The organism is Pseudomonas sp. Marseille-Q8238 (genome assembly GCF_965111915.1).
The window spans coordinates 3,233,965-3,258,516 of sequence record NZ_CBCOPI010000001.1 but is presented as its reverse complement, the minus strand read 5'-3'; the positions used below and the strand labels follow the sequence as shown (position 1 = coordinate 3,258,516).

Annotated in this window: 31 protein-coding genes; 22 read left to right on the top strand and 9 right to left on the bottom strand. The window is 55.8% G+C overall.

The genetic code is table 11. The annotated features are described in order from the left end of the window. Positions 1-71: 71 nt before the first annotated feature. The 5 genes from ACWPW0_RS15205 (at position 72) to ACWPW0_RS15185 (ending at position 4,261) form a co-directional block, all read left to right on the top strand. A complete protein-coding gene (locus tag ACWPW0_RS15205) occupies positions 72-266 on the top strand; it encodes an AbrB/MazE/SpoVT family DNA-binding domain-containing protein (protein ID WP_454255741.1) in 195 nt (64 codons plus the stop codon). Positions 267-285: 19 nt separating this feature from the next. Further along, positions 286-1,422: a hypothetical protein gene (locus ACWPW0_RS15200; protein ID WP_454255740.1), complete on the top strand. Its 1,137-nt coding sequence runs from the start codon at positions 286-288 to the stop codon at positions 1,420-1,422. A gap of 200 nt (positions 1,423-1,622) precedes the next feature. Next, positions 1,623-2,567, top strand: coding sequence for a chromate resistance protein ChrB domain-containing protein (locus ACWPW0_RS15195; protein ID WP_121369453.1), 945 nt, complete (start codon positions 1,623-1,625; stop codon positions 2,565-2,567). Then, positions 2,560-3,924, top strand: coding sequence for a chromate efflux transporter (gene chrA / locus ACWPW0_RS15190; RefSeq protein WP_121369457.1), 1,365 nt, complete (start codon positions 2,560-2,562; stop codon positions 3,922-3,924). The genes ACWPW0_RS15195 and chrA overlap by 8 nt, the downstream gene beginning before the upstream one ends. A 10-nt stretch (positions 3,925-3,934) precedes the next feature. Further along, positions 3,935-4,261, top strand: a complete 327-nt coding sequence (locus ACWPW0_RS15185) for a rhodanese-like domain-containing protein (RefSeq protein ID WP_121369459.1) — start codon at positions 3,935-3,937, stop codon at positions 4,259-4,261. Between the two features lie 106 nt (positions 4,262-4,367). Here the strand turns inward: ACWPW0_RS15185 and ACWPW0_RS15180 are convergent, their stop codons facing one another. Then, positions 4,368-4,718 carry a DUF3147 family protein gene (locus tag ACWPW0_RS15180; protein WP_121369461.1) on the bottom strand — a complete coding sequence of 117 codons (351 nt, stop codon included), beginning with the start codon at positions 4,716-4,718 and terminating at the stop codon, positions 4,368-4,370. Between the two features lie 38 nt (positions 4,719-4,756). Further along, the gene (gene mreA, locus ACWPW0_RS15175; protein ID WP_017675697.1) at positions 4,757-5,044 is read right to left on the bottom strand and encodes a metal-sensing transcriptional repressor MreA; all 288 of its coding nucleotides are present in this window, start codon (positions 5,042-5,044) and stop codon (positions 4,757-4,759) included. A 118-nt stretch (positions 5,045-5,162) separates the two neighbouring features. On the opposite strand from mreA, the gene ACWPW0_RS15170 reads away from it, so the two are divergent. The 5 genes from ACWPW0_RS15170 (at position 5,163) to ACWPW0_RS15150 (ending at position 8,634) form a co-directional block, all read left to right on the top strand. Then, complete coding sequence (locus tag ACWPW0_RS15170; protein ID WP_121369464.1) at positions 5,163-5,528, top strand: hypothetical protein; 366 nt, start codon at positions 5,163-5,165, stop codon at positions 5,526-5,528. 47 nt (positions 5,529-5,575) lie between these two features. After that, complete coding sequence (locus ACWPW0_RS15165; protein WP_121369466.1) at positions 5,576-6,313, top strand: HupE/UreJ family protein; 738 nt, start codon at positions 5,576-5,578, stop codon at positions 6,311-6,313. A gap of 12 nt (positions 6,314-6,325) precedes the next feature. Beyond that, positions 6,326-6,988 (top strand): transmembrane anchor protein, encoded by a 663-nt coding sequence (locus ACWPW0_RS15160; protein WP_121369468.1) that lies wholly within the window; start codon positions 6,326-6,328, stop codon positions 6,986-6,988. Positions 6,989-7,058: 70 nt separating this feature from the next. Then, positions 7,059-7,187 carry a hypothetical protein gene (locus tag ACWPW0_RS15155; RefSeq protein ID WP_341709137.1) on the top strand — a complete coding sequence of 43 codons (129 nt, stop codon included), beginning with the start codon at positions 7,059-7,061 and terminating at the stop codon, positions 7,185-7,187. Between the two features lie 304 nt (positions 7,188-7,491). Beyond that, the gene (locus ACWPW0_RS15150; protein ID WP_121369471.1) at positions 7,492-8,634 is read left to right on the top strand and encodes a hypothetical protein; all 1,143 of its coding nucleotides are present in this window, start codon (positions 7,492-7,494) and stop codon (positions 8,632-8,634) included. Between the two features lie 194 nt (positions 8,635-8,828). On the opposite strand, the gene ACWPW0_RS15145 is transcribed toward ACWPW0_RS15150, so the two are convergent. Next, entirely contained in the window at positions 8,829-9,449 is a 621-nt protein-coding gene (locus tag ACWPW0_RS15145; protein WP_121369473.1) for a tyrosine-type recombinase/integrase, read from the bottom strand. 457 nt (positions 9,450-9,906) lie between these two features. Between ACWPW0_RS15145 and ACWPW0_RS15140 the strand changes: the two genes are divergently transcribed. The 5 genes from ACWPW0_RS15140 (at position 9,907) to ACWPW0_RS15120 (ending at position 14,134) form a co-directional block, all read left to right on the top strand. Then, on the top strand, positions 9,907-11,394 hold the full coding sequence (locus ACWPW0_RS15140; RefSeq protein WP_034019483.1) for a SulP family inorganic anion transporter: 1,488 nt from the start codon (positions 9,907-9,909) through the stop codon (positions 11,392-11,394). A gap of 14 nt (positions 11,395-11,408) precedes the next feature. Next, positions 11,409-12,260, top strand: coding sequence for a universal stress protein (locus ACWPW0_RS15135; protein WP_034019481.1), 852 nt, complete (start codon positions 11,409-11,411; stop codon positions 12,258-12,260). Beyond that, positions 12,260-12,619 carry a TraR/DksA family transcriptional regulator gene (locus ACWPW0_RS15130; RefSeq protein ID WP_004574007.1) on the top strand — a complete coding sequence of 120 codons (360 nt, stop codon included), beginning with the start codon at positions 12,260-12,262 and terminating at the stop codon, positions 12,617-12,619. Before ACWPW0_RS15135 ends, ACWPW0_RS15130 begins: the two co-directional genes overlap by 1 nt. Before the next feature lie 44 nt (positions 12,620-12,663). Then, the gene (locus ACWPW0_RS15125; protein ID WP_121369477.1) at positions 12,664-13,626 is read left to right on the top strand and encodes an SdiA-regulated domain-containing protein; all 963 of its coding nucleotides are present in this window, start codon (positions 12,664-12,666) and stop codon (positions 13,624-13,626) included. A gap of 346 nt (positions 13,627-13,972) precedes the next feature. Then, positions 13,973-14,134, top strand: a complete 162-nt coding sequence (locus ACWPW0_RS15120) for an SMODS domain-containing nucleotidyltransferase (RefSeq protein WP_454255739.1) — start codon at positions 13,973-13,975, stop codon at positions 14,132-14,134. 171 nt (positions 14,135-14,305) lie between these two features. On the opposite strand, the gene istB is transcribed toward ACWPW0_RS15120, so the two are convergent. Both istB and istA read right to left on the bottom strand, forming a co-directional pair. Continuing rightward, entirely contained in the window at positions 14,306-15,109 is an 804-nt protein-coding gene (gene istB / locus ACWPW0_RS15115; protein ID WP_011911830.1) for an IS21-like element ISPst3 family helper ATPase IstB, read from the bottom strand. Further along, positions 15,102-16,601: an IS21-like element ISPst3 family transposase gene (gene istA, locus ACWPW0_RS15110; RefSeq protein ID WP_454256738.1), complete on the bottom strand. Its 1,500-nt coding sequence runs from the start codon at positions 16,599-16,601 to the stop codon at positions 15,102-15,104. Before istA ends, istB begins: the two co-directional genes overlap by 8 nt. A 45-nt stretch (positions 16,602-16,646) precedes the next feature. Between istA and ACWPW0_RS15105 the strand changes: the two genes are divergently transcribed. From ACWPW0_RS15105 to ACWPW0_RS15095, 3 genes are all read left to right on the top strand, one after another. Next, positions 16,647-17,888 carry a nucleotide-binding domain-containing protein gene (locus ACWPW0_RS15105; protein WP_454255738.1) on the top strand — a complete coding sequence of 414 codons (1,242 nt, stop codon included), beginning with the start codon at positions 16,647-16,649 and terminating at the stop codon, positions 17,886-17,888. Then, positions 17,885-18,496: an SLATT domain-containing protein gene (locus tag ACWPW0_RS15100; protein ID WP_454255737.1), complete on the top strand. Its 612-nt coding sequence runs from the start codon at positions 17,885-17,887 to the stop codon at positions 18,494-18,496. Before ACWPW0_RS15105 ends, ACWPW0_RS15100 begins: the two co-directional genes overlap by 4 nt. An 88-nt stretch (positions 18,497-18,584) precedes the next feature. Next, positions 18,585-19,286 (top strand): abortive infection family protein, encoded by a 702-nt coding sequence (locus tag ACWPW0_RS15095; RefSeq protein WP_454255736.1) that lies wholly within the window; start codon positions 18,585-18,587, stop codon positions 19,284-19,286. Between the two features lie 394 nt (positions 19,287-19,680). Here ACWPW0_RS15095 and ACWPW0_RS15090 read toward each other — a convergent pair whose 3' ends face one another. Further along, positions 19,681-20,079 (bottom strand): DUF6957 family protein, encoded by a 399-nt coding sequence (locus ACWPW0_RS15090; protein WP_454255735.1) that lies wholly within the window; start codon positions 20,077-20,079, stop codon positions 19,681-19,683. Beyond that, entirely contained in the window at positions 20,063-20,515 is a 453-nt protein-coding gene (locus ACWPW0_RS15085; RefSeq protein WP_454255734.1) for a hypothetical protein, read from the bottom strand. Before ACWPW0_RS15085 ends, ACWPW0_RS15090 begins: the two co-directional genes overlap by 17 nt. 256 nt (positions 20,516-20,771) lie before the next feature. Here ACWPW0_RS15085 and ACWPW0_RS15080 point away from each other — a divergent pair, with 256 nt between their 5' ends. From ACWPW0_RS15080 to ACWPW0_RS15065, 4 genes are all read left to right on the top strand, one after another. After that, positions 20,772-21,230 carry a helix-turn-helix domain-containing protein gene (locus ACWPW0_RS15080; protein ID WP_454255733.1) on the top strand — a complete coding sequence of 153 codons (459 nt, stop codon included), beginning with the start codon at positions 20,772-20,774 and terminating at the stop codon, positions 21,228-21,230. 170 nt (positions 21,231-21,400) lie between these two features. Further along, a complete protein-coding gene (locus ACWPW0_RS15075; RefSeq protein WP_454255732.1) occupies positions 21,401-22,174 on the top strand; it encodes a radical SAM protein in 774 nt (257 codons plus the stop codon). 76 nt (positions 22,175-22,250) lie between these two features. After that, positions 22,251-22,856: a DUF4823 domain-containing protein gene (locus ACWPW0_RS15070; RefSeq protein ID WP_447592702.1), complete on the top strand. Its 606-nt coding sequence runs from the start codon at positions 22,251-22,253 to the stop codon at positions 22,854-22,856. A gap of 71 nt (positions 22,857-22,927) precedes the next feature. After that, the gene (locus tag ACWPW0_RS15065) at positions 22,928-23,494 is read left to right on the top strand and encodes a DUF1285 domain-containing protein (protein WP_454255731.1); all 567 of its coding nucleotides are present in this window, start codon (positions 22,928-22,930) and stop codon (positions 23,492-23,494) included. 10 nt (positions 23,495-23,504) lie between these two features. Here ACWPW0_RS15065 and ACWPW0_RS15060 read toward each other — a convergent pair whose 3' ends face one another. Together ACWPW0_RS15060 and ACWPW0_RS15055 are read right to left on the bottom strand one after the other, a co-directional pair. Then, positions 23,505-23,894 (bottom strand): VOC family protein, encoded by a 390-nt coding sequence (locus ACWPW0_RS15060; RefSeq protein ID WP_454255730.1) that lies wholly within the window; start codon positions 23,892-23,894, stop codon positions 23,505-23,507. Between the two features lie 9 nt (positions 23,895-23,903). Further along, positions 23,904-24,539, bottom strand: a complete 636-nt coding sequence (locus tag ACWPW0_RS15055) for a hypothetical protein (RefSeq protein WP_454255729.1) — start codon at positions 24,537-24,539, stop codon at positions 23,904-23,906. Positions 24,540-24,552: the final 13 nt, after the last annotated feature.

Here is a 24,552-nt window from a genome sequence, read left to right as displayed (position 1 = left end):
GCCCCACCGTACGAAGCGGATCTGCCCGAGATGAAGCTGCCATACTGTGCCTACAGCGTGAGGGCGAATCTATGACTACTACATCTGAGAGCTGGCGAGTTGTATGCCAAGACCCTGGGGATGGCAGCGGAGACGTTATTGTTGAGCTTCCATCCGAGCTACTTGAGCAGCTCGGATGGAGTCTGGGTGATGAACTGTCAGTTGAGGCGGGAGAGGAAAACATCTGCCTGAAACTCAAGCAAAGAGGTGATGGCGCCCCGTCATAGCAATCCAAACAATGTCTGATTGCGGTTGTTCGTATACCTTGATGAGACTGAGTTCGGTGAAGGCGCATTCAGTGGTTATGCCAGCCTCATAGCTGAGGAACGGATCGGTCAAGACGTTATCGATGAGGCATTAGAAAATCTTCGGATCGATACGGATCGCTTCCTGATGCCTCAAAAAACTATGGATGATAGAACGCTTGAAAGAGGATACTTTCACGCCGCAGATGACAGCAAAAATGCGCATTCGCATCTTTGTAGTGCTATAAACAAGCACGTCGTTGGGAATTTCAAGTCACATATTTTTCATGCAAAAAAGCATAATTTTTCTGACATTGATGAAGTATACGATCTTGCATCAAAACTTGCTGTAGTAGGCTTATTTTCAAAAGCGCGAGAGCTAACGTTTATTTTTGAGGGTAGGAATGGACTTAGTGTGCAGGCACTACTGGAGATGTGGTGGCCAGACCTTTGGAAAGGATTGAGTCAAAATTGCTTTTTAGCTCCATTTGTTGTCAAGTATTACCCGGATGTAAGATTCGAAATCTCCGATAAAAGTAATCCAGGGTCGCAAGTCGTAGATTTTATGCTTTGGTCTTCGCAGCGAGCAGCCTACGCGAAAGATCCAAAATGGTATGATCGGTTACATGGGTGGGCCAAGAGCAGAGTAACCACTGTCGATGGCGGATGGGATGGCCATAGTATAACTAGAATTATTCCAGAAGATTTGAATCTGAAACGATATGACATCGAGGACTTCGTGAGAATGACCCCGCTCTTGGGGCTAGATAATGATCTCTCTACGATTTTAATAAACGTACAAAAGGTAATTAACATAAGTCAATCAGCATCCAACAAAAACCACATTAACCATTTCATTACGGATGTGGATTTTCTGGTTAGGAATCGGCGGACTCAGCACGGCGTTGACTTTATCGTCAAAATGGCTGATTGCTTTATAAAATTATTTGACAACATTACATTGATTTCTGCTGATACTCCTGCTGCTGAAAAGACTTTTTGGCTTATGGCACGCAAGTGTATGGCCTTAACGCTACGCGATGGATTAGAGGCTAGAGTTCACGCAATAAGACTTTGCGATATTCGGAGTGATTTGATTGAAAATCACCCCGCGCTATTAGAAGAAGGTCTTTCCTAAGGGGTGAATGTCCGCTAAATGGCGTCCGCTACCCTTGGTGAGTGACAGCTTTTGACCGGTTCGAGCCAGTGGCATCGGGCCGGAGTCGGCCAAAAGCGGCCAGTCGTAACGGGTAATCGTCGGCCAACTATTTAGTACTTCACAATCATCCAGAGCAAGAATAGAGTAGAGTTTATTACCTAATAGGTATTTTACTCTACATGAATAATTGGTTATCCCTGATCATCGCCTTGCCGACCGCTAACGCCACAGAGCGTATGCGTGCCTGGCGTGCCCTCAAGAGCAGTGGCGCTGCGGTACTGCGCGATGGGGTCTATTTGCTGCCCGACACTCCCGCCTGCCGAGAAGCATTGGAGGCTGTTGAGCGCGACATCCTGGGTAGCAATGGCACAGCCTTTCTGCTGCCAATCAATGATCCGCAAGGCGAGCGTTTTATCGAGCTATTCGACCGTAGCGAGGACTACGCCAAGCTGCGCGTCGATATCGAGGCGTGCCAGGCTCAGCTGACTTCGGATAGCGCCCTCACCAGCACCAAGCAGGTACGCAAGCTGCGCAAGGCGTTTGCGCAGGTGGCGGCCATCGATTTCTTCCCTGCGGCGGCGCGGCAGCAGACCGACACGGCGCTCAAAACCCTGGAGACGGCCATCAGCCGGGCGCTGTCGCAGGATGAGCCGAGCAGCCACGATCAGCCTATCGAACAGCTGAATCTTCGCGACTACCAAGGCCGCCTCTGGGCTACGCGCAAGCGGCCCTGGGTCGACCGCCTGGCCAGCGCCTGGCTGATTCGGCGCTGCATTGATCCGAGCGCCCGCATTCTCTGGCTGGACACGCCAAGTGATTGCCCTACGGAGGCGTTGGGTTTCGATTTCGACGGTGCGACCTTCAGCCATGTCGGCAGTCGCGTCACCTTCGAAACCCTGCAATCCAGCTTTACGCTGGCCGAGCCAGGCCTAAGCCGCATCGCGGCTCTGGTGCATTACCTGGATGTCGGTGGCGTTCAACCCGCCGAGGCGGTCGGCATCGAGCGTGTATTGGCCGGGCTGCGCGAAACCATCCTCAATGACGACCACCTGCTAACGGCTGCTTGCGCCATCTTCGATGGGTTGCTGGCGGCATTCGTGAAAGAAGAGACCTCTGATGAATGAGACCACACTGCCGCCTGTAGAGCAGGATCTGCCACGTGCCGAGCCTGTCAGTTTGCTCCAGGCTTTTCTGTTCTGGCTCAAGCTCGGTTTCATCAGCTTCGGTGGCCCAGCCGGACAGATCTCGATCATGCACCAGGAGCTGGTGGAGCGTCGGCGCTGGATCTCCGAGCGGCGTTTTCTGCATGCCCTGAACTACTGCATGTTGCTGCCCGGCCCGGAGGCCCAGCAGCTGGCCACCTATATCGGCTGGCTGATGCACCGCACTTGGGGCGGCGTGATTGCCGGGGTGCTATTCGTGTTGCCCTCGCTGTTTATCCTGATCGCGCTGTCGTGGGTCTATATCGCCTTCGGCGATGTGCCGGTGGTGGCCGGACTGTTCTATGGGATCAAGCCCGCCGTGACCGCCATCGTGGTACAGGCTGCTCACCGCATCGGCTCCCGCGCACTGAAGAACAACTGGCTGTGGGCAATAGCTGCTGCTTCATTCGTGGCGATATTCGCCCTCAACCTGCCGTTCCCACTAATCGTGCTGGGGGCCGCAGTGATCGGTTATTTCGGTGGGCGTTTCGCCCCAGAGAAGTTCAGCGTTGGCGGTGGTCATGGCGCTGCCAAGCAGTCTTATGGCCCGGCGCTGATTGATGACGACACCCCAACACCGGAACATGCACGCTTCCGCTGGCCACGCCTGGTTTTGCTGGCGGCAATAGGCGCGGCGCTGTGGGCATTGCCCATGGGGCTGTTGACCGCGCTGTTCGGCTGGGAAGGTACGCTGACGCAGATGGGCTGGTTCTTCACCAAAGCAGCACTGCTGACCTTCGGCGGTGCCTATGCGGTGCTCCCCTATGTCTACCAGGGCGCAGTCGGCCACTACGGCTGGCTGACTCCGACACAGATGATCGACGGTCTGGCTCTGGGTGAAACTACGCCAGGGCCACTGATCATGGTGGTGGCTTTTGTAGGTTTCGTCGGCGGCTACGTGCAACAGGTGTTCGGGGCAGATCAGGCCTTCCTAGCCGGTGCCGTGGCCGCCAGCCTGGTCACCTGGTTCACCTTCCTGCCGTCATTCCTGATCATTCTCGCCGGCGGCCCGCTGGTGGAATCGACCCACAACGAACTGAAGTTCACCGCACCGCTGACGGCCATCACCGCCGCCGTAGTCGGGGTGATTCTCAACTTGGCGTTGTTCTTCGGCTATCACGTGCTCTGGCCGCAAGGCTTCGCGGGGACTTTCGACTGGCCTTCGGCACTCATTGCTGTGGCGGCGGCGGTGGCCTTGTTTCGCTTCAAACGCGGCGTCATCCAAGTGCTGATGGCCTGTGCGTTGGCCGGGCTGGTGGTACACCTGCTGCAAAATTGAGAGGTAGAAGATGAGCAGAATCTCGATATGCGAACTGGCGGAATGGCAGGCAGCAGATCGGACGTTCACTTTGCTGGATGTGCGCCGTACGAGCGTCCGGCTTGCCGATGCCCAAGAAATCGCCGGCGCACACTGGCGTGATCCTGAGGATGTCTTCACTTGGAAAGATCAGGTTACACGGGACAGGCCAGTGATTGTCTATTGCGCCAAAGGGCATGAAATCAGCCAGGGCATCGCCGCTACTCTGGAGGCCATGGGCCTGGATGCGCGCTACCTGATCGATGGCTTTGCTGGCTGGCACGGCGCTGGCCGGCCCACCCGGAGTTTATCCCGGTAGGCAGGAGGTGCTGCATAAAATGGATCACCCGCGAGCGCCCGAGAATCGACCGAGTCACATGCCCTTTAACGTTTACGCAGACAATGGGCGATGTACTTACTTGGCCTTATAGCAGTTCGATGCCAAAACGGCGGACGCATAAGGCAAACAAACCGAAACAAGCTGCGGTAGCGACGATGTAGATCAGCAGAGCTGGCCAGAAGCCGAAGCGGGTCAGAAGCATGGGAAACGCGAGTAGCGTCGGCAAGGTGGGCAACACGTACCAGAAGGTGTACCACGCATGGTTAGCGATCTTTTCTGCTGGCTGGTTTTCAACGTTTAGCCAGATAAGCGTCAGTACGGTGATCAGGGGCAGCGCCGCAATAAGGCCCCCAAATTTGTCACTACGCTTCGCGATCTCCGAGACCACAACGACCACGATTGCTGTCAGGAAATATTTGCTGATAACCCAAGCCATCTTGCATCTCCTTGAACGCTATTGTGGATGCCTTTTACTTAGAGGTACTTGGTGATTTGCTTGAAGTCTTCGAGTGATGCGCGCTCGCCTATCGCCAGTGCTTCGACCGTATGTTCCAGGCAGTGGTCGATATGGTCTTGGATAAGCACACGCTTGGCCTGGCAGACGGCTTTTTCCACGGCATGCAGCTGCTGAGCGATGTCGACGCAGGCCCGGCTTTCTTCGATCATGGTGACGATGCTGCGCAGGTGGCCCTCCGCACGCTTCAACCTTTTGATGATGTCGCCATGACTTTGGTGCTGGTGGCCGTGTTCGTGATCGCTCATGCCTTGAGTCTCGTGCGTCGATGAATTACGCTCGCATGCTATCCCCCCGGGGGGGATATGGTCAAACCGGCTACCTCCCCAGAAAAGCCACCCGCTTAGGCATCGAAAGAACCACAACATGCTCAGCAATCCCATCAGCACCAAGGTGATTTTTGCCCTTGCTCTCGCCATCTTGATGGCCTGGGCCGGGCATACCTCTGCGCTGTTTATGGGGTCGAGCCAGCCTGCCTTGGGTGGCAATGACGGTGCTCATTCGCATTCACATTCGCATGGTGACGAGACGCTGGCCTGTGCTGCGTATGGGGATCACTGCCACTCGCCGCTGACCGCCGACCATCTGCATGAAACACCGCACCTGACCGCGCTGCTGAGCATCAGCACGCTGCCAGAACGTGCGCAGCCGATACCAGCCCCTCATTACTCCATTCCTCCAAGCCCGATCTTCCTGATCGAGCGGCCACCGCGCGCCACATTCGTGATCTGACACAGGCCGCTGTGCGGCCCAAGACCCCTTTAATTTAGGACTCAACCATGCATTCGCTATCTATGGGCGCAATGGACGCATCTGTCGTGCGCCCGAATCGCTCGTTACTACTGTTGCTGCTGTTCACGGCATTGCTGTTTCTCGGCATGCCTGACGCACTGGCCCACGCTGTCGCCGAGGGCGACAAGGGCTTTATCCAGGAAAGCTCCGGGGTGATGGTGCTGCCGTTTATCTACATGGGCGCTAAGCACATGATCACCGGCTACGACCACCTACTGTTCCTCTTCGGGGTGATCTTCTTTCTCTACCGCCTGAAGGACGTGGGGCTCTACGTCACGCTGTTCGCCGTGGGTCACACCGTGACGCTGCTGTTGGGCGTACTGGCGGAAATCAACATCAGCTCCTATGTGATCGACGCCATCATCGGTTTCTCGGTGGTGTACAAGGCGCTGGATAACCTAGGCGCATTCCAGCGCTGGTTCGGCCACCAGCCGAACACCAAAGCGGCCACGCTGATATTTGGCTTGCTGCATGGCTTCGGTCTGGCGACCAAGATTCAGGAATACGAGATCTCGGCTGACGGCCTGATCACCAACCTGATCGCCTTCAATGTCGGCGTCGAAATCGGCCAGCTCCTGGCCCTGAGCGCCATCCTGATTGTCATGGGCTACTGGCGACGCACCGCCAGCTTCTGGCGCCATGCCTACACCGCCAACGTCGCCATGATGAGCGCCGGTTTCCTCTTGATGGGTTACCAGCTCACCGGCCTGATCGTCTCTCAGTAAGGAATTTTCAGCATGTTCAATACCAAGCTCCCGACCCAAAGCGAATTGCCTACCAGCCGCCAACTGCTGCGCTCCACCGTAATTGCCGTGGGCGTTGCCGCCGCCTTGCTGGTCACCGTGGTGATGCCTTCGGAGTACGCCATCGACCCAACGGGCGTTGGTCGCGTACTCGGCCTGACCCAGATGGGCGAAATGAAGATAACCCTGGCCGAAGAAGCGGCAGCGGATGCAGCGGTTCAGCCAGTCGCGGCTCCAGTCGCTCAAGCTCCCGCGCCTGTTCAGCCGGTAGTTCAAGAGCCTGTTGCAGCAGCACCTGTGGCCGAGCCCGTAGCTGAGCCTGAGCCAGCCCTGAAGTCGGATGAAGTGACCGTCACGCTGAAGCCGGGCGAGGCCAGTGAAATCAAACTGGAGATGCTGGACAAGGCCACGGTCAGCTACGAGTGGACAACCAATGGTATTCCGGTCAACCACGACACCCACGGCGAACCCTACAACGGCCCCAAGGGCTACTACCACAGCTACAGCAAGGGTAAGCAGATCAAGGGCGATAAGGGTGAATTCACCGCCATCTTTGACGGCACCCACGGCTGGTTCTGGCGCAACCGCAGCAACAGCGACGTGACCATCACGCTGAAGACCAAGGGCGAGTACCTGAGCGTCAAACGAGTTATCTAAGGCAAAGCGCCCCAGCGTCATCAGGCGCAGGGGCTTCTACATACCTGATCGAAATTGAAAGGAATACACAATGAAAACCACAACTACCCTGACTCGCTCCCTGCTGTTGGTTTGTCTGCTTGGCCTACTGTCAGCCTGTGGTGGCAGCGAGCCGGAAACCCAGTCCGAAGTCGAAAGCCACGGTCATGCTCACGACTAAGAACTGAAACGCTGTGATGTCACGCGCGAGGAGAGCTACTTGCGCGTGACAATCAGCAATTTCCTTTTCTTCTCGGCTACCGCTACATCATGCAGCTGAAGTGTTGAATGGCTGCTTTTGGCCGAAGCCGTCGGTCGCTTGCGACTGCTTTCGGCACGGCAACTTGCCTGGTTTCGGGCAGTTTGATGTGCTCCCGATGTATCGCTTTGAGTCCTGGCGTGTGCTTTTTTGACAAGCCAATGTCGTTGTCAACACTGCTTCGGCCTGCCCACCGTAGGTGGACGACGCAATACGGAGATGCTCATTGAAGGATATTGATATCTATCATTTAGCGAGTCAGGTCTTGGGCGACATCACTCATGATCTAAATGAAAGTAGATACGCAGAACTGGGCGGTGAGTTAACGCTCTCTTGGTGCACGGAAGAGAAATTTGGTGCCTACGCGTCCTCGCTGGACGAAGCAGGTAAGCCGCCGCAGCACCGCGTCACCATGTACTACGAGCTAGCACGGCAGGTGTGGCGGGACGCTGAGGAGCTTTGCAAGTTCTTGCGAAGCATTCCCCAAGACTCTGGCGTCGATAATCTGTACGACTTCTACGGCGACAGGGTAAAGCTCCCTAAGTGCTTCAACGACGGAGATCTCGTCAATAATATATTCGTCGCTGCGATCACCTGGGTGTATTTCCATGAGATCGGCCACCTCATGCAGGAGCATGGTGTTATCCGTGACGAGTTCGGGGAGGGACATAGTGGCACCGTAAAGACCTCTGACGTTTACGATTTTGAAGCGTCAAGCCACAAGCGGCTCGTGGGCCGAGAGGCGCTGGTTTCCCATGTCACGGAACTTGCAGCCGACTTCGAGGCGACAAACCTCTACGTACTGGAACTACTACGGCACGTCAACGACCCAGGCTTCGTCGAGGGCGAAGAGCGAACAGAAGTGTTGTCCGGCTTGATATACCTGATGGTATGTGGACTCTCGTTGCTCTTCTTCCGTTTCAATGGAAGTCTACCAATACTGCCGACAGCGGTCATCGAAGGCTCTCATCCAAATCCATTGATTCGGCTGGAATTAAACGTGCCTCATATTTTCGAGACCTTAGACATTGCTGGGAAAGTTTTAGATCACGGGCTTGATCGCAAACAACTTGTCTTGCTTTGCGGGAAAGCCGCCCTTTCGGCCACGCTTTACTGGTCGATGAATAAAACGGAAACTCGTGAGTTCGACAATCGTTTTTTGCCCAAGGGCCTCCTCTCCAACCCGGTCGTTCTGCAATATCTCCAGCCAATTGTGGCGTGTTGGGACGAAATTCTTCCCCGAGTTAAGGAGGTTCGCCGCTTTGGCTCCCCTCTAGGTCTGATGACTTTTACAGACAGGTTCAAAGAGCGAATTGCCAGTGTGATCACTTGGGGGAATGGCCCTGAAGGGGAAAACACCACATCCTAGTCACCTAATGTAATGGCCAAATAGATTTACATAGACTCAGGATTTGCACCGGGACAAACGATTGATATGCAGCGAAAGCCTCTGCTCCCTCGGGCATGCTCAAAATGTCGGGTTTCAGGAGGAAGGTTCAATATTGGAATAGGCATCTATTGGCCGGTTAGCGACGGCCTGACTTCGACCGTCGCTATACATGGTCAAACCTCGGTCTGCTCTGCCATTTCCAAGGCGTCGTCGACCTCAATCCCAAGATATCGAACGATGCTCTCCAGCTTCGTATGGCCAAGCAGAAGTTGAACGGCCCGCAAGTTCTTTGTCCTGCGATAGATCAGTGATGCCTTTGTACGTCTCATTGTGTGAGTGCCATACATGGCCGGATCAAGGCCAATGGCTTGCACCCAGCCTTTGACGATACGAGCGTATTGACGAGTGGATAGATGGTCTGAGGTGTGCAGCCTGCTCGGGAAAAGGCAGTCCTGGCTACGGAGCTGGGCTTGGTGTATCCAGGCCGCGAGAGCAGACCGTGTTTGCTCAGTAATTTCGAACTGCACTGGTCGCTTCGTTTTCTGCTGCATAACCATTGCTCGTGATGACACATGCTCGCCATGAGCAACGTCGCATACACGGAGCTTGGTTAAGTCGCAGGCTGGAAGCTTGCTGTCGATGGCCAGATCGAACAAAGCCAGATCCCGGGTTCGTTCTGCAAGCTGAAGCCTTACTCGGATGGCCCAGATATCTCTCAGCCGGAGCGGGGTTTTCTGTCCGACCAACTTTCCTTTGTTCCAGGGCCGGCGGGTGCAGGTAGCAGTGATGTTCATGGCAAGTCCTCCACATGTGGGAGGACAAGCATGGCTAGCCAGAGAAGTGGTCGCTAACCGGCCAACAGCGGACACCCGTGAGCTTCACCGAGCAGCGCCAAGTAATTGAGATAGTGCGCGAGGCTCAGACTGAGATCCAAGCATGACGCCTGGCCAGGCGTGATTCGCAAAAACAGCTCTAATCCTGTAGAATCATGCTGGTTTAGGTTTCTAAAGCCTCTCGATAAGACCTTATGCTTACCCTGCAAAACATGATCTGGCTGCCTACGCCGCCATAGCGCTTCGCCCCCCGCATCATCTGTGACCGCTTGCTCTGCCAGCGGTAACGCTCTGCTGTGCCTTCGGTTTCAACACCCGTCACAGCGCCCCCTACATCCGACAATTTGACCTCGTATCGACCAGCTGCACTTGGCCTGCGCCATGCTGTGCTGCGCGATCCATTGCCTTGGGAATTCTGATGCTCCACTCGTTAAAGCAAACCTGGTTATCCAACATCCGTGGCGACATCCTCGCCGGTCTTGTGGTCGCACTGGCCCTAATCCCTGAAGCCATCGCCTTCTCGATCATTGCTGGCGTCGACCCCAAGGTTGGCCTGTACGCATCCTTCTGTATCGCTGTGGTGATCGCCTTTGTCGGTGGCCGCCCCGGAATGATCTCGGCAGCAACCGGGGCCATGGCACTGCTGATGGTGACACTGGTCAAGAATCATGGTCTCGAATACCTGCTGGCGGCCACGCTGTTGTGTGGTGTGTTGCAGATCGTCGCCGGTTACCTGAAGCTCGGCTCACTGATGCGCTTCGTCTCGCGCTCGGTGGTGACCGGCTTCGTCAATGCCCTGGCGATCCTGATCTTCATGGCTCAGCTACCCGAGCTGACTAATGTCACCTGGCACGTCTATGCCATGACAGCCGCGGGCCTCGGCATCATCTATCTGTTCCCCTACGTCCCCAAGATCGGCAAGCTCATCCCATCGCCGCTGGTGTGCATCATCGTGCTGACCGCCGTTGCCATGTCGGTTGGGCTGGATATCCGCACTGTCGGTGATATGGGTCAACTGCCGGATACGCTGCCAATCTTTCTCTGGCCTGACGTGCCGCTGACGTTCGAAACGTTGGCCATCATCTTCCCTTACTCGGCAGCGCTGGCCGTGGTCGGCTTGCTGGAGTCGATGATGACCGCGACCATTGTCGACGACCTGACCGACACCCCCAGTGACAAGAACCGCGAGTGCAAGGGCCAGGGCGTGGCCAACATTGCTTCGGGTCTGATCGGCGGTATGGCCGGCTGCGCGATGATTGGTCAGTCGATCATCAACGTGAAATCTGGCGGTCGTTCTCGCTTGTCGTCCCTTGCCGCAGGCGTATTCCTGCTGCTGATGGTGGTATTCCTTGGCGATTGGCTAAAGCAGATCCCGATGGCTGCGCTGGTGGCAGTGATGATCATGGTGTCCATCGGCACTTTCAGTTGGGATTCGCTGCGCAACCTGAAGAAGCACCCGCTGTCGACCAACATTGTCATGGTCGTCACCGTTGTGGTCGTGGTGGCCACCCACAACCTTGCCTTCGGCGTGTTGGCCGGCGTGCTGCTGGCCGCGATGTTCTTCGCCAACAAGGTTGGCCATTACATGGCGATCAGTTCTTCGCTGGACGAAGCCGGCGAGCATCGTAGCTATAACGTCACCGGCCAGGTGTTCTTCAGCTCGGCAGACAAGTTCGTCGCGGCCTTTGACTTCAAGGAAGCCCTGAACAAGGTAACCATCGACCTGAATCGCGCCCACTTCTGGGATATCACCGCCGTAGCTGCCCTGGACAAGGTGGTTATCAAGTTCCGCCGCGAAGGCACCGAAGTTGAAGTGCTGGGACTCAACGAAGCGAGCGCCACTATTGTGGATCGCTTCGGTGTTCACGATAAACCCGACGCCATTGATCAACTCATGGGCCACTAAGAAGGAGAGCAACGATGACCCACGTAATTGCCTGTATCGACGGTTCCACCTCGGCTCCAGCTGTGTGCGACTACGCGGCCTGGGCCAGTCTGAGCCTGGAAGCGCCGCTGACCTTCCTGCATGTGTTGGATCAGCGCCAGTACCCGGTTGCAGCGGATCTGAGTGGTAATATCGGGCTTGGCAGCCGCGAGCATCTGCTCGATGAGCTTGCTTCCCTGGATGAACAGCGCGGCAAGTTGGCCCTTGAACAAGGGCGGATCATGTTAGTGGCCGCGAAAGAGCGGGCCATGGCGGATGGTGTGACCGCGCCTGAGTCCAAGCAGCGTCATGGCGATCTGCTGGAAAGCTTGCAAGAGCTGCAAAGCGAAACGCGCCTGCTGGTCATCGGTCGCCAGGGCGAGTCTAGTGGCAATCTGAGTCAGCATGTCGGAAGCCAGCTGGAGAGCGTGATTCGTATCATGCACCGGCCAATCCTGGTTACCCCGGCCAGCTTCCAAAAGCCCAAGAGCGCGATGCTTGCATTCGATGGCGGCGCTACTACCCGCAAGGGTGTGGAGATGCTGGCAGCCAGCCCACTGCTTAAGGGGCTGCCGATCCATCTGGTCATGGTTGGGCCCGTGAGCGATGAAGCGTCCGCGCAGCTGGACTGGGCGCAGAAAGTGCTGATCAATGCCGGATTCACTGTTCGTGCCGAGACCCGGAACGGCGAGATAGAGCCTACCCTGCACGCCTATCAGAAAGAGCATGGCATTGATCTGCTGGTGATGGGGGCCTATGGCCATTCCCGTATCCGGCAGTTCCTGGTCGGTAGCACCACGACCAGCATGCTCCGCACCACCATCAGTCCGCTGTTACTGCTGCGCTAATGGCCATGGACGACGCCCTCGATCTTGCCCATTTCAAGACCCTGCTGGAACAGCGGGCTGCCGAGCTGGATCGATTGCTGGAAGACGCTGAGTCTCGCTCGCAATCGGTAGAGCTGGATCAAAGCAAGGTAGGGCGTTTGTCGAGAATGGATGCACTCCAGCAGCAAGCAATGAACGATGCCATCCGCAGTCGGGCGCAGCATGAACGCGTCCGCCTCCAACTGGCCCTCAAGCGTTGGCACGAGGGTGAGTATGGCTGGTGTAACCAATGCGGCGAGTTGATCGCCTCGGGCCGCCTGGAATTTGATCCGGCCACGCTGCTGTGCATCACCTGTGCGAGTCGCACTGAGTCGGGTTGAAATCGTCACGATTCGTGGCGTCAGCCCCAATTAACGAGATTTCTATGTATTTGTTGGCAAAAAACTGGCTGGGCCGAACACGGAAAACAAGCGCCTGGATGTGGGCACTGCTGTGCCTTGTATTGCTTACCGTATTCCAAGTCCGCACCCATCACCTTGATGATCGTTTGTACTTCTGGATCAAGACCAGCTGGCACACCGACGATTGGCAGGAGCGCTCTGTGTGGCTGCCTGGCTATCGGGTTGAACTGGATGCTAAGGCGGTTTCCGGTGTGGACAGCAATCTTTCGGGTCTGACCTTTGACCCTGACCTAAACCTGCTGTGGGCGGTCACCAACGGCCCAAACGAACTATTGGCCCTTAGTCGTGACGGTGATGTGGAAAGGCGTTACAGCCTGGATGGCTTCCACGATGTGGAAGCTGTGTCCTATGCCGGCAATGGCCAGCTGGTAATCGCCGAGGAGCGCCGGCAGAGCCTGGTTATCGTGGATGTCCCCATCGCCGAAGACGGTAAACTTTCTCCTGATCGACCATTGAGCCGAGACCAGTATCCAGCTCTCACCCTGGCGCTTGGCAAGGAAGACAACAAAGGCCTTGAAGGGCTCGCCTACGACCTGAAAGGCGACCGCCTGTTTGTGACCAAGGAGCGAGATCCTCGCCAATTGCTGGAAGTGAGCGGCCTTCGTGCCAGCCTGGCCGGAGGCTTTTCCTTGCACGTGCGTGACCTGTCCAGCCTGGTAAAAGACAAGGTGTTTGCGACTGACCTGTCTTCAGTCGTCTTCGATCAACAGAGCGGCCATCTGATATTGCTCAGCGACGAGTCGAAACTGCTGATTGAAATGACCGACGAGGGCAAGGTGGTGAGTTTCCGCTCCCTGGCGAGAGGTTTTGCTGGTTTGTTAAAAGGCATACCCCAGGCCGAAGGCGTAACCATCGACAATGAAGGGTATTTGTACGTGGTCAGCGAGCCAAACCTGTTCTATCGCTTTACCCGAGAAAGAAACTGATCAGTTGTCAAACTACTGCCAGCTCTCACCCTGAAGAGGTGCGTCAAGAGCCAATTCGGCGCGCCCTCCATTCCGTCCGCTTTTGGCCGGAAGCAGCACACCTCCAGCGTCACTCAGCGGCTAAAAGTGTATTTCTGAAGCTGCGCACAATTAGCCATTCCCTATACCTGTTTGACCTTCCGTATCTACCGAGCGCTGTGCTATGCCAAAGCTGCATCTAGTGCTGGGTTGGCCTGGACGCCTTAGCGGTGTTTGCCGCAGCGATAGATACCCGCAATGGCCTTCGGCTACCATGCGCAAAGCTGTAAAGCAGGCTGCTTGGGAATATCACGCGTAAGGGATCACGATGTCGACTTCAACGAATTTCAGAGAGTTCTTGGGCAATCTGCGCATCACTAACGACGCCACCATTGAAGACCGATATGCAGAGATAACCCGGTCACTGAATAAGTATTTCCGGGATTTGGATTCAACAAGCAACAACCTGTTGGCGCTGATGGAAAATTGACCCACCCTGCCGATTGAAATTTGACCCAGGGCGGATTGCTGATTTTGTTACCAGCAACTGTGGATAAGTCTACCAGCGCAGCTGCTGTTGCCCCCACTCCTTCGCTAGCCCAGTTCAGTTGTTTAAGACCTGCCACACGCAGCCATGTAGCAGGCCGTCGTCGCCATGAAATCAGAACGGCTCATCGTCCTCCGGTTCTTGGCCGCCCTTACGCTTTCGCTCCCGTGATTTGATCTTGGCCTGGGCCGCCAAGCTACTGTGTTGCAGGCGATAGGACTCGTTACCGGTTTCGACGATGTGGCAGTGGTGGGTCAGCCGATCCAGCAGGGCGGTGGTCATCTTGGCGTCGCCGAACACGCTCGACCATTCGGCGAAGCTCAGGTTGGTGGTGATCACCACGCTGGTGTGTTCGTACAGCTTGGACAGCAGGTGAAACAGCAACGCACCGCCAGCCTGGCTGAACGGCAGATAACCCAGTTCGTCGAGGATGACCAGATCCATGCGCAGCAGTGCCTGGGCGATCCGCCCGGCTTTGCCGTCGTGTTTTTCGCGCTCCAGCAGATTGACCAGATCGACCGTGGAGTAGAAGCGCACGCGCTTACCGTGCCGGGTGATGCCGGACACGGCCAGCGCGGTGGCTAGGTGGGTTTTACCGGTGCCTGGCCCACCGATCAGCACCACGTTCTGCGCGGTGTCGGTAAAGGCCAGGCTGGCCAGCTCGCTGATCAGGCGTGCGTCGGCGCTAGAGGCGTTGAAATCGAAGCTGGCCAGATCGCGGTGCATCGGCAGCTTGGCCATGTTCATCTGGTGGCTCACCGAGCGCATGGCGCGATCTGTGTGCTCTTGTTCCAGCAGGTGTTCGAGCAGCCACTTGGACGAGGCTGTGTTCGACTCACCCTGCGCAGTCAACTCCGCCCAGGCCGTGGCCATGCCGTGCAGGCGCAGCTCCTTGAGTTCCGCCATCAAATCACGCATGACCGATCTCCTCGGTCTGGCCACGCAGGCGGTCGTAGCGCGCCGTGTTAGCGACGGGGGCTTCCTTGAGCGACAAGTGGGTTTCGACGCTGGGTGGTGGTTCGGTCGCGGCCAGGCGCGCCACGACATTGAGGATGTGTTCGGCGCTCAGGCTGCCGCTTTCCAGTACCAGCTCAACAGCCACCAGCACCGCATCGAGCCCGGCGACCGGTACGGCAGCCAGAACTTGCGCCATGATCCGGTCACCGCCGGCATGACGCCCCAGACCGTGCTTAAGCTGACGCAGCGGCGCCGGCAGATCAGCAAAGGGCGCGCCGTTGCGCAGCGCACCGGGCTTGCGTTCGATCAGCGGGAGGTAGTGCTGCCAGTCATAGCTGACCTGGTCGCGATCCAGCAAGCGGACATGGCTGGCGATCAGCGCGTCGTCAGCCACCACCTCGATTCGCGTCGGATACAAACGGCTGCTGACCCACTTACCCGCATACTCACACGGCACCGAGTAGCGGTTGCGCCCGACGCTGACCAGGCAGGTGCTGGAGACCCGCGCAGGCCGCTCGACGTAACCGTCGAATGGCGCTGGCACAGGCATCAGTTCAGCGCGCTCCAACTCCAGCACTTCGGCCACACTCAGCCCGCTGTATTGAGGGTGCGTCAGCTCGTTCCAAAGCGCGCGGCAGCGCTGGCCCAGCCAGGCATTGAGTTCCTCGAAGGAGTGAAACTGGCAGTCCTGGGCGTCTAGCCAGATACGCCTGCGGCTGTCTTGCACGTTCTTTTCAACGATGCCCTTTTCCCAACCAGCGGCGACGTTGCAGAAGTCCGGATCGAACAGGTAATGCGCGCACATCACCGCAAAGCGCGCATTCACCGCCCGGCCTTTGCCCTTATTGACCTTGTCGACGGCGGTCTTCATGTTGTCGTAGATGCCCCGGCGCGGCACGCCGCCCAAGGAGCCGAACGAGCGTGTATGGGCGTCAAATAACATCTCATGGCCCTGGCTCGGATACGCCACAAGCCAGAACGCACGGCTGGCACACAGCTTCAGATGTGCCACCTGCATACGCCGGTAAATGCCGCCGACCAGCAAGCCTTCCTCGCTCCAGTCAAACTGAAACGCCTCGCCAAGAGCAAAGGTCAGCGGCACAAAGGCCTGCGACGCCTTGCCCTGTCCCCCTCGCCAGGCACGGATAAACGCGGTGAGCTGGCTGTAGCCACCGTCATAACATTCGGCTTTGATTTGCGCCAACAGCGCCTTGGCACTGCGCCGCTGTTGCTTGGGCCGCAGCGAATCGGCTTTTAGCGCCTGCTCCAGCGTGGCGTGAAAAGGGCTGAGTTTGTTGAAGATCGCGCGGCGTTGGTAGACCGGCGGCTTGGCCTCAGGTGCTCTGACCCACTTGCGAATCGTGTTGCGCGCCAACCCGGTGCGCTTGGCTATCTCATGCAGCGACAGCTTGTCGCGGAAATACATCCGGCGAATTTTGCCCATCATTTCCATACTGATCACCCTGTGTTCTCCTGCTCAAAAATTGAGCAGAAGCAGTTGAACACCTGGGTCAGTTTTCAGTCGGCAGAACAGCCTCTACTGGGTCAGTTTTCGGTCAGCGGCAACAACAACCTTCAGGTTGGCTCTTATGGGCGTTGGACAGCTATCGAAGGCGTTTCAGATCTAGACATGCTCTACATCATGCCCGACAGCGCGTGGGAGACCTACAACAAGGATGGGGGGCAGTCAGCGCTGTTGTCAGCCACCCGCGATGCAATTCTAAAGCGCTATCCCACCACCAAGATCACCGTGGATCGCCTGGTGGTATGTGTCACGTTTCAGAATTTCAACGTCGAGGTTCAGCCGGTCTTCAGGCAGGGCGACGGCAGCTTCGTATACCCCGACACCTATAAGGGTGGCGCTTGGAAAATCACCAAGCCCAAGGATGAAATCGAGGCTACCAAGACGGTTGATGATGACCAAAATGGGAACCTGCGGAGACTGTGCAAAATGCTTCGTGCATGGAAGAACAAGCATGGCATTGGTATCGGCGGTCTGCTGATCGATACCCTGGCGCATAATTTCCTCACGTCGACTGATGCTTATGCCAATGCAAGCTTCAGCTCATATGGCTGCATGGTTAGGGATTTCTTCGAGTACGCCAAGAACCTTCCCCAGCAAGACCGGTACGCAGCCCTAGGTAGCCGTCAGCATGTGAAGGTCAAACAGAAATTCCAAAAGCCTGCTAAGCGTGCCTATGAACTCTGCGTTAAAGCCATCGAGGCGCAGGGAGAGGAGTATGAGGGCGACCGCTGGAAGAAGATTTTTGGGCGCAGCTTTCCTTCAACCCGTACAACCATGCGCAGCACCATGGAGTCTTTGGGTTCTGCCTACAGCTTCAGGAATACAGAGCAGTTCATCGAGGATCTGTATCCTGTTGATATTCGCTTCCCTCTGTCGGTCGATTGCGATGTTGAGCAGGACGGCTTCAGGGAGCGTCTGCTCAGTGAGCTGATTCAGCTTGGCCTACCGTTACGTGCACGCAAAACCCTCAAATTCAGGGTTACCCATAACGGTGTACCTAGACCCTACAGTATGAAGTGGAAAGTGCTGAATACCGGAGATGAGGCTGAAAGGCGCGACTGTATTCGCGGCAACATTGTGAGCGATTCAGGGCATGAGTCCATCCAGGAGGCCACGAACTTCAAAGGTGAGCACATGGTCGAGTGCTATATCATCAAGGATGGGGTGGTTGTAGCCCGCAGCCCAATTCCAGTACCGATTAGTGAGAACACATGAGCCAGGCCGCACTACTCAAGAACATTGCTGAGACAGGCTACAACGTGGGCTTTGGTGGTCGAAAGCACTGGGCCACCTATGACATTGTGGAGAAAGTCCCAGGTTTCATTGGTTTCTTAGGCACAGCCGTGGGCATTTTTGCCTTGGTATACGACTCGCTTTCGGCGAAAAACATATCTGCAACCATGGCTGTGATTGGGATTATTGGCATCTATATCTCTGTATATGACTCCAAGAAGTCCGAATATGAAAAGTCTGCCGTAGAACTCACCCGGATATATAACGGTCTGAGAGACCTCTATCGGAAGGTGCAGTCACTTCCGGCTGATGCGGACTTTACTGCATACCAGGGTGAGCTTTCTGGCTTAGAGGTGCGCTACTATAATGCATCTATTAGTAAGCAAATTCTTTTCAGCGACTGGTATGCGCATTACAAGTTCTTTTGGCAATACCAGATTGATTGGGTCAATGAGCAGAAAAACTTCTCTCTAGTCAGGGATAAGGTTCCGTTGACTGCATGGCTGGCTCTGGCGGCACTCATAGTGTCAGGTGGCGCGTATCTAATTTCTTGCTTTGCTGCCATTAAGGCTTGTTTGGGAATAGCTTGACTGCGTCTAACACTTCTTAGCGCCAGTTATTTCTTCGAAGGTTGTTGACATATGATTGGTGGAAGAGTGGGTTTTAGGGGCGGTTACTATGGACGTGTGGTTGCATGAGGTGCTTCGAAAAATTAACTCTGGAACAATAACCTTCGAGCCTGAGGATTCAACATCAGACGGCAAGAAGAAATTCCAGAGTCTTGCAAAAGCGTTAGTTCATGCGCATAAACAAGGTTACATAGATAAGATCATTGCTCAAACAGACTTCTCATCTGTTAATGGAGATTATGCTGTTGTCTTGGTGAACGGAGGCCTTACCTACAGCGGCGAGCAGCTTCTACAGCAGTTCTCAGGTCAGCCCACGCCGTTAGATGAGTCTCTAGCTGACCTGTTCGAGAGAATTCCAAGCCATAGCATTCGAGAGAAGTGGGACAAAGCTCTCCATCGACGAATTACAGACCCAAGCGGCGCTATTACTGCTGCAAGAGCCCTGCTTGAGTCGACGCTGAAGTGGATCATTGAGCAGCGGGGCGGGAAGCCGACTGATAGTAATAAAGCGCTTTTCAGCAAGGCCATTGATGCTCTTGGGTTAGAGGTAAAAGGAAAGCCCATTGAAAAAACTATTGAGGGTTTGAGTTCGATCATCTGGGGCATAGGTGATATGAGAAACAAGCATGGTGATGCACATGGAGCAGCATCGGACGCCATCCCTCCGACAAAATATGAAGCTGGATTGTGCGTAAACCTGGCCGGCGCAGTGGCTTTGTACCTTCTGGAAGAATTCGAAGCCGGTGCGTGATCCTTGTTCATAAGCCGAAGGTTGGTCAGGAAGATGGGTTAGTGCAGTAGGCGTAGGGGTAAGCGAAGTTTGGCTTGCCCTGAAGACTTGAACTGCATCAGCGAATACCAGCCATATGTGCGCTCAAACGTCACGATAACGTAGAAGCTGCCGCTTGTGGTGTGTAGTACCCAGAAGCCCCCTTCACAGTAAAGATGTATTACATCTGATGTTCGAATTGTCGCTCCCTCCCTGAAGCGCTTTCGTGAGCCTTGGTGGCTAAAAACGCAACCTATGCCAGATCTGGTGCAGATGTATGTGTCTATTAGGTATCCGGTTGCAGGCCATGAAAATTGGGTGCTCTGCGCTTTTATCAGGCGTATCTTAGTTAGTCGCGATAATTCGGTGATTGGCATCAAAAAATACGCCCAATAGCTTCTAGGGTCGCTCTTTTTTGCACGCCATTACCAATGAGTATGTAAATCGAATTTAGCGTTTTAAATATGAAGCCGTCTTCGAATTTATGGAGGAAACTTGTGCGCACGAAGTCGCCGACATCCCATCGACGACTACTATCGTAGATCACGGTATCTGCGTAGATAACTGCGGGCTCTCGATTTGTTCTGGTTAGCTCTTCGAATTGTGCAGGTGTGACATCTAAGTCTATCCATCGCCAATCTTTAACGATGCAGTATTCAGCATATGGGTAACGCTCTCGGACGATCCTTACAGCTTCATCCTGACTGACCTGAGCCCCTGGTATAGGTATGCCATCGCTACATAGCAAATCTAGGGTTTCATTCAATTCCTTCATGGTGTAAGTCCTTGATGTCTGATTTTTCTAACTCTGATTTATAGAGTGAGGTGAATGTGCACTGTTCCTCCTGGCTAGGAGAGAGCTCGATTGGGCCGTTTAATTTCGTAACTCCAAACTTTGTCTGTAGGTAATGAAAAGCCACGCTGCCATCTAACTTGGCTTCGATTAATTCCAACACTTCAGCAGAGGAGATGCCGCTACTAGTGGGTACGACAATGTGTATTGTTTTGATGAAAATATTTTTTTCTGGCGAAGATAGAGACTCTTTAATTTTATCAAAGTCGTTAGTATCTATTGATCCAACTACTGACTGGTCGTCATTGCAGGCAATAGTCAGGCACATCCATGGCTGATCTCCGCGCCTCGTTAGGCACCAGGTCTGTGGAGATGATGATGTAAACAAGACGGTTTCAGTCTGTGCTCTCTCGCTCATGCGATTCACGCCTCAATTCAACTTTTCGCTATCCCACAGAACGGGCGACAGTGCGCTGATCGCCGCTCTGCTAGCTCTATCTCATAGGGTCGGCTTGGGCATGAATCTCAACCAGTTGCGCCATACCATGACATTTCAATTGGTATGTATTGACAGGCTTTGCTGATAGGATTATGCGACACCTTGTTATCGTAAGCGGTAACGATAAGTCGCGTCAAAGCTGTTGTGATGCTCGTTTTTTTGGGCTCAAAGAAAAATGCGTTATGAAAGAGCTTTGGGTCGGGTGCTGCGAGACATCAGGTTGCAGGCTGGCTTGACGCGAGCTGAATGCAATGAGGCTCTCACCATTGCGAAATTGAGTCAGGTCGAAAACGGCCAAGCGGTCATCAAAATCGAGACTCTCGTTGGCCTATGCGGGGTGCTGGGCGTTGCACCAAGCGATGTTTTTTTAGCTGTAGAAGCGTATTGCTCAGACCGGAGCATTGAAGAACAGCTTGTGGTGAGCAATAAACGGATTAAAGCGCTACTGAGTGCTGGCCGCTTTGATCCGGTTACTCAGGATGACGCTAGACGGGGTATACGGGGTCAGAAGGCAGATCTCACTCGTGACTCAGTTGAGCGGATGCAGGGTGAAGGTCTGAGCAAGGAGGAGGTCGCTCGGAAGCTGGGCGTGACACTCAGGACAGTGCAGCGGTATTGGCTCAAAAGTGAGTAAGTGGCGGGGTATCAAGCTACCCGTGCCAGTTCAAACGTTGATGGCGGTATTTTTGGGAGTGGGTGATTTATCGATGCCTAAAAAATGCCCAAGAAAAAAGTCACATTTATCAATTGCATTCACTCACTCACTCGGTGATTTGGGACATTTTTGGGCCAACTACTGGTTAGATGTACACGCAGCCGCAGAAGAAATTTCGTGCCCGGGACGAGGCCGAGGTGCTGGAAGAAATCCGTCGTGCCGGCGAACGGCTGATCGTGCAGCGGGTATTTCTTGCCGATGGTGATGCCCTGGTGCTTCCCACTCGGCGTCTGTTGAATATTCTGACCGCGATTCGTCAGCACATGCCTGACGTGCAGCGGGTTTCCAGCTACTGTCTGCCGCGCAACCTGCGCAAGAAGTCGGTGGAGGAACTCAAGGAGTTGGCCGATGCCGGTCTGACCATGGCCTACGTCGGCTGTGAATCGGGTGATGACGAGGTGCTGGCGCGGGTGAACAAGGGCGAGACCTATGCGTCAAGCCTGAGTGCGCTGGAAAAGCTCGGCGAGGCTGGAATCGCTCGTTCGGTGATGATTCTCAACGGGCTGGGCGGTACGGCATTGAGTGCCCAGCATGCCGATAACTCGGCGCGCCTGATGAATGCGGCCCAGCCCGAGTTTCTCTCCACACTGGTGGTCAGTTTCCCTGTGGGTGAGCAGCGCTTTCGCGAAGGCTTTGCCGATTTCCAGCCATTGGGGCAGCACGAGCTGTTCCTTGAGGTGGAGCGATTGCTACAGGGGTTGGAACTGACCGACACGGTATTTCGTAGCGACCATGCCTCCAATTACCTGGTGCTCAAGGGCAACCTCGGGGCGGACAAGCCACGCTTGCTGGCCCAGGTGCGTCAGGCCATCGAGCAACCCCAGCAGGCGCGTCTGCGCCAGGAATGGCAGCGTGGGTTGTGATTGCTTCAAGCTGGCGCGGAAGCTGCAATGATCGCCTATCCGCCGGTTTTTCGTCGCCGGCCAGGGAGGAGATGCAATGCGTAGCTTGATTCTGCTGGTGGTCCTGCTCGGCCTGAGCGGCTGCATGAAGGTCAGCGATATGGTGGCTGGCACCGAGTATCACCTGCGTGATGCCGGGGTGCTCGATCACGGTGATACCCGGCGCACCAGCCCATGGCGCCTGCAGCCCGACTCGTTCGTGTTCATTGCGCAGAGCCATTTCGTGCCGCCAGGCAAGGCCTACCCACGCCCCAACGTGGTAGCCGAAGAGGCGTTCAGTGCATTCGTCGAATACTTCCCGCTGGTCCGCCGCGCCGCACGGCCGGAAGGGCTGGAAGAGGCCATGAGTGAGGCGCGAGCGGTTGGCGCGCATTACCTGCTGTACACCCGTTTTGCGGCTGCCGATGATCGCATTGGTACCGAGGAGGAATGGGATGCCGAGGAGGCTGTGGACCGGCTGGGTGTCGACAGCGGGGTGATCCAACTGATGCTGATCGAAACCAACACGCGCTACCTGGTCGACAGCGCGCGAATTCGTAATCGCGGCGGTTTTCTGACGTTCTATGACACCAAGCCGGAGGAGCTGCTGCGGCCCTCGTTCGTGCGCTATGCGCGCAGCCTGCTGGGCATCAGCGACCGCTGAGCAGATGCAGTTGGCAGGAACAGAGCTACCCCGATGACGTCATACAGTGACAAGACAGTAAGGAGCATGTGATGACTGATGCGGGCAAGGCGGGCGATCTGTTGGCGCAGATTCCCAAGGGTGAGCAGCAAGGTTTGCCGCCAGTGCACCTGTGGAACCCGGATTTCTGTGGCGATATCGACATGCGTATTGCGCGTGACGGGACCTGGTATTACCTGGGCACGCCCATCGGTCGCAAACCGATGGTCAAACTGTTCTCCACCATCATCCGCCGCGATGGCGACGATTACTTTCTGGTTACTCCGGTGGAGAAGGTCGGTATCACCGTCGATGACGCGCCCTTTGTCGCCGTGACGCTGGAGGTCGAGGGCGAAGGTGAGCAGCAGGTCCTGCGCTTTACCACTCAGGTCGACGATCAGGTCGAAGCCGGCGCCGAGCATCCGCTGCGTATCGAGCTGGACCCGCAGACCGAAGAGCCTGCGCCTTATGTGCACGTGCGCAGCAATCTGGAAGCATTGATCCACCGGAATGTGTTCTACCAACTGGTGGACCTGGCCGTCCCGCGCGAGATCGATGGGGCGACCTGGTTGGGGGTGTGGAGCGCGGGCGAGTTCTTCCCCATAGGGCCTCAGCCCTGAACGAATGGATTCACGGCGCAGCCGTATCAGTGTCCGGCAGGTTCTGGCCAATGCGCCAGAGCACCCCAGACGGGTCGAACACCACAAAGTCACGCATGCCCCATGGACGGTTTTCGGGCGGCAGCACGCGCACACCGAAACGCGCCTCCAGATCAGCCGCCTGGGCCTGTTGCCACCAGGCGTCTACGTCCTCTACCAGCAGGTGCATCATCAGATTTTCAGCCAGCTCGCGAACGTAGAAGTTCTGCAGCAGAAAGCTGCTGCTGCCGTGATGCAGATAGGCCAGTTCGTCGTCGTTCCAGGCCAGGTGAAAACCCAGGGCCTGATAGAAATCCTTGGAGATCTGGAAGTCCTTGGCCGGGACGAATGCCTTGATTTCTACCGTGCTCAGGTTGCTCATGTCAGGTGCTCAGAAAAGGTCGGTACGTTTGGTCGGCTTGATTGCCTGGAAGACGTTGTAGCCCAGGGTCAGGTCGGTGATTACACGGGTGCAGACCGCAGGAATGGCGATCAGGGCGTGAATCAGCATGGCGCAGGCGCTGTAGGCACCGAACTCCACCAGGCGAATGGGCATGGGCAGGGGATTGCGTCGGCTCTCCAGCAGGGAGTCTTGCAGTGCCGCCAGGTCCGCCCAACGGCCAGCCTCGATCTGTTGGCGCATGGCGAGCGGATACAGGTTGCGGCTGCGCCAGCCCCGCTGGAAAGCCCGCCACATGCGTTTGGGCTCCAGGACCAGGCCGGTAGACAGGGCAATCAGGTTCATGGTGCCGAGCAGTGGCGAGTTGAACATCGAGCCAGTGCCCAGCTCCCAGGCACTGACTTCCCCCTCGCCTATACGCCCGGTGCTATAGCCCGTCACCAGGTGGTGCAGGTCATGGTACTTGAGGTAGCGGTGGCGGGTTTCGATGTTCGGCAGCGGGACCAGCAGGCAGCCGGTATACACCGGGACTGTCAGCGGTTTGCGGTCCGCGGTTTCGGCGAAGCCGCAGCGGCGATAGAACGCGCTGAGCTCTTCCTGCAATGTCAGGCGGGCACGTTGGTTCATGTCATCCATATGC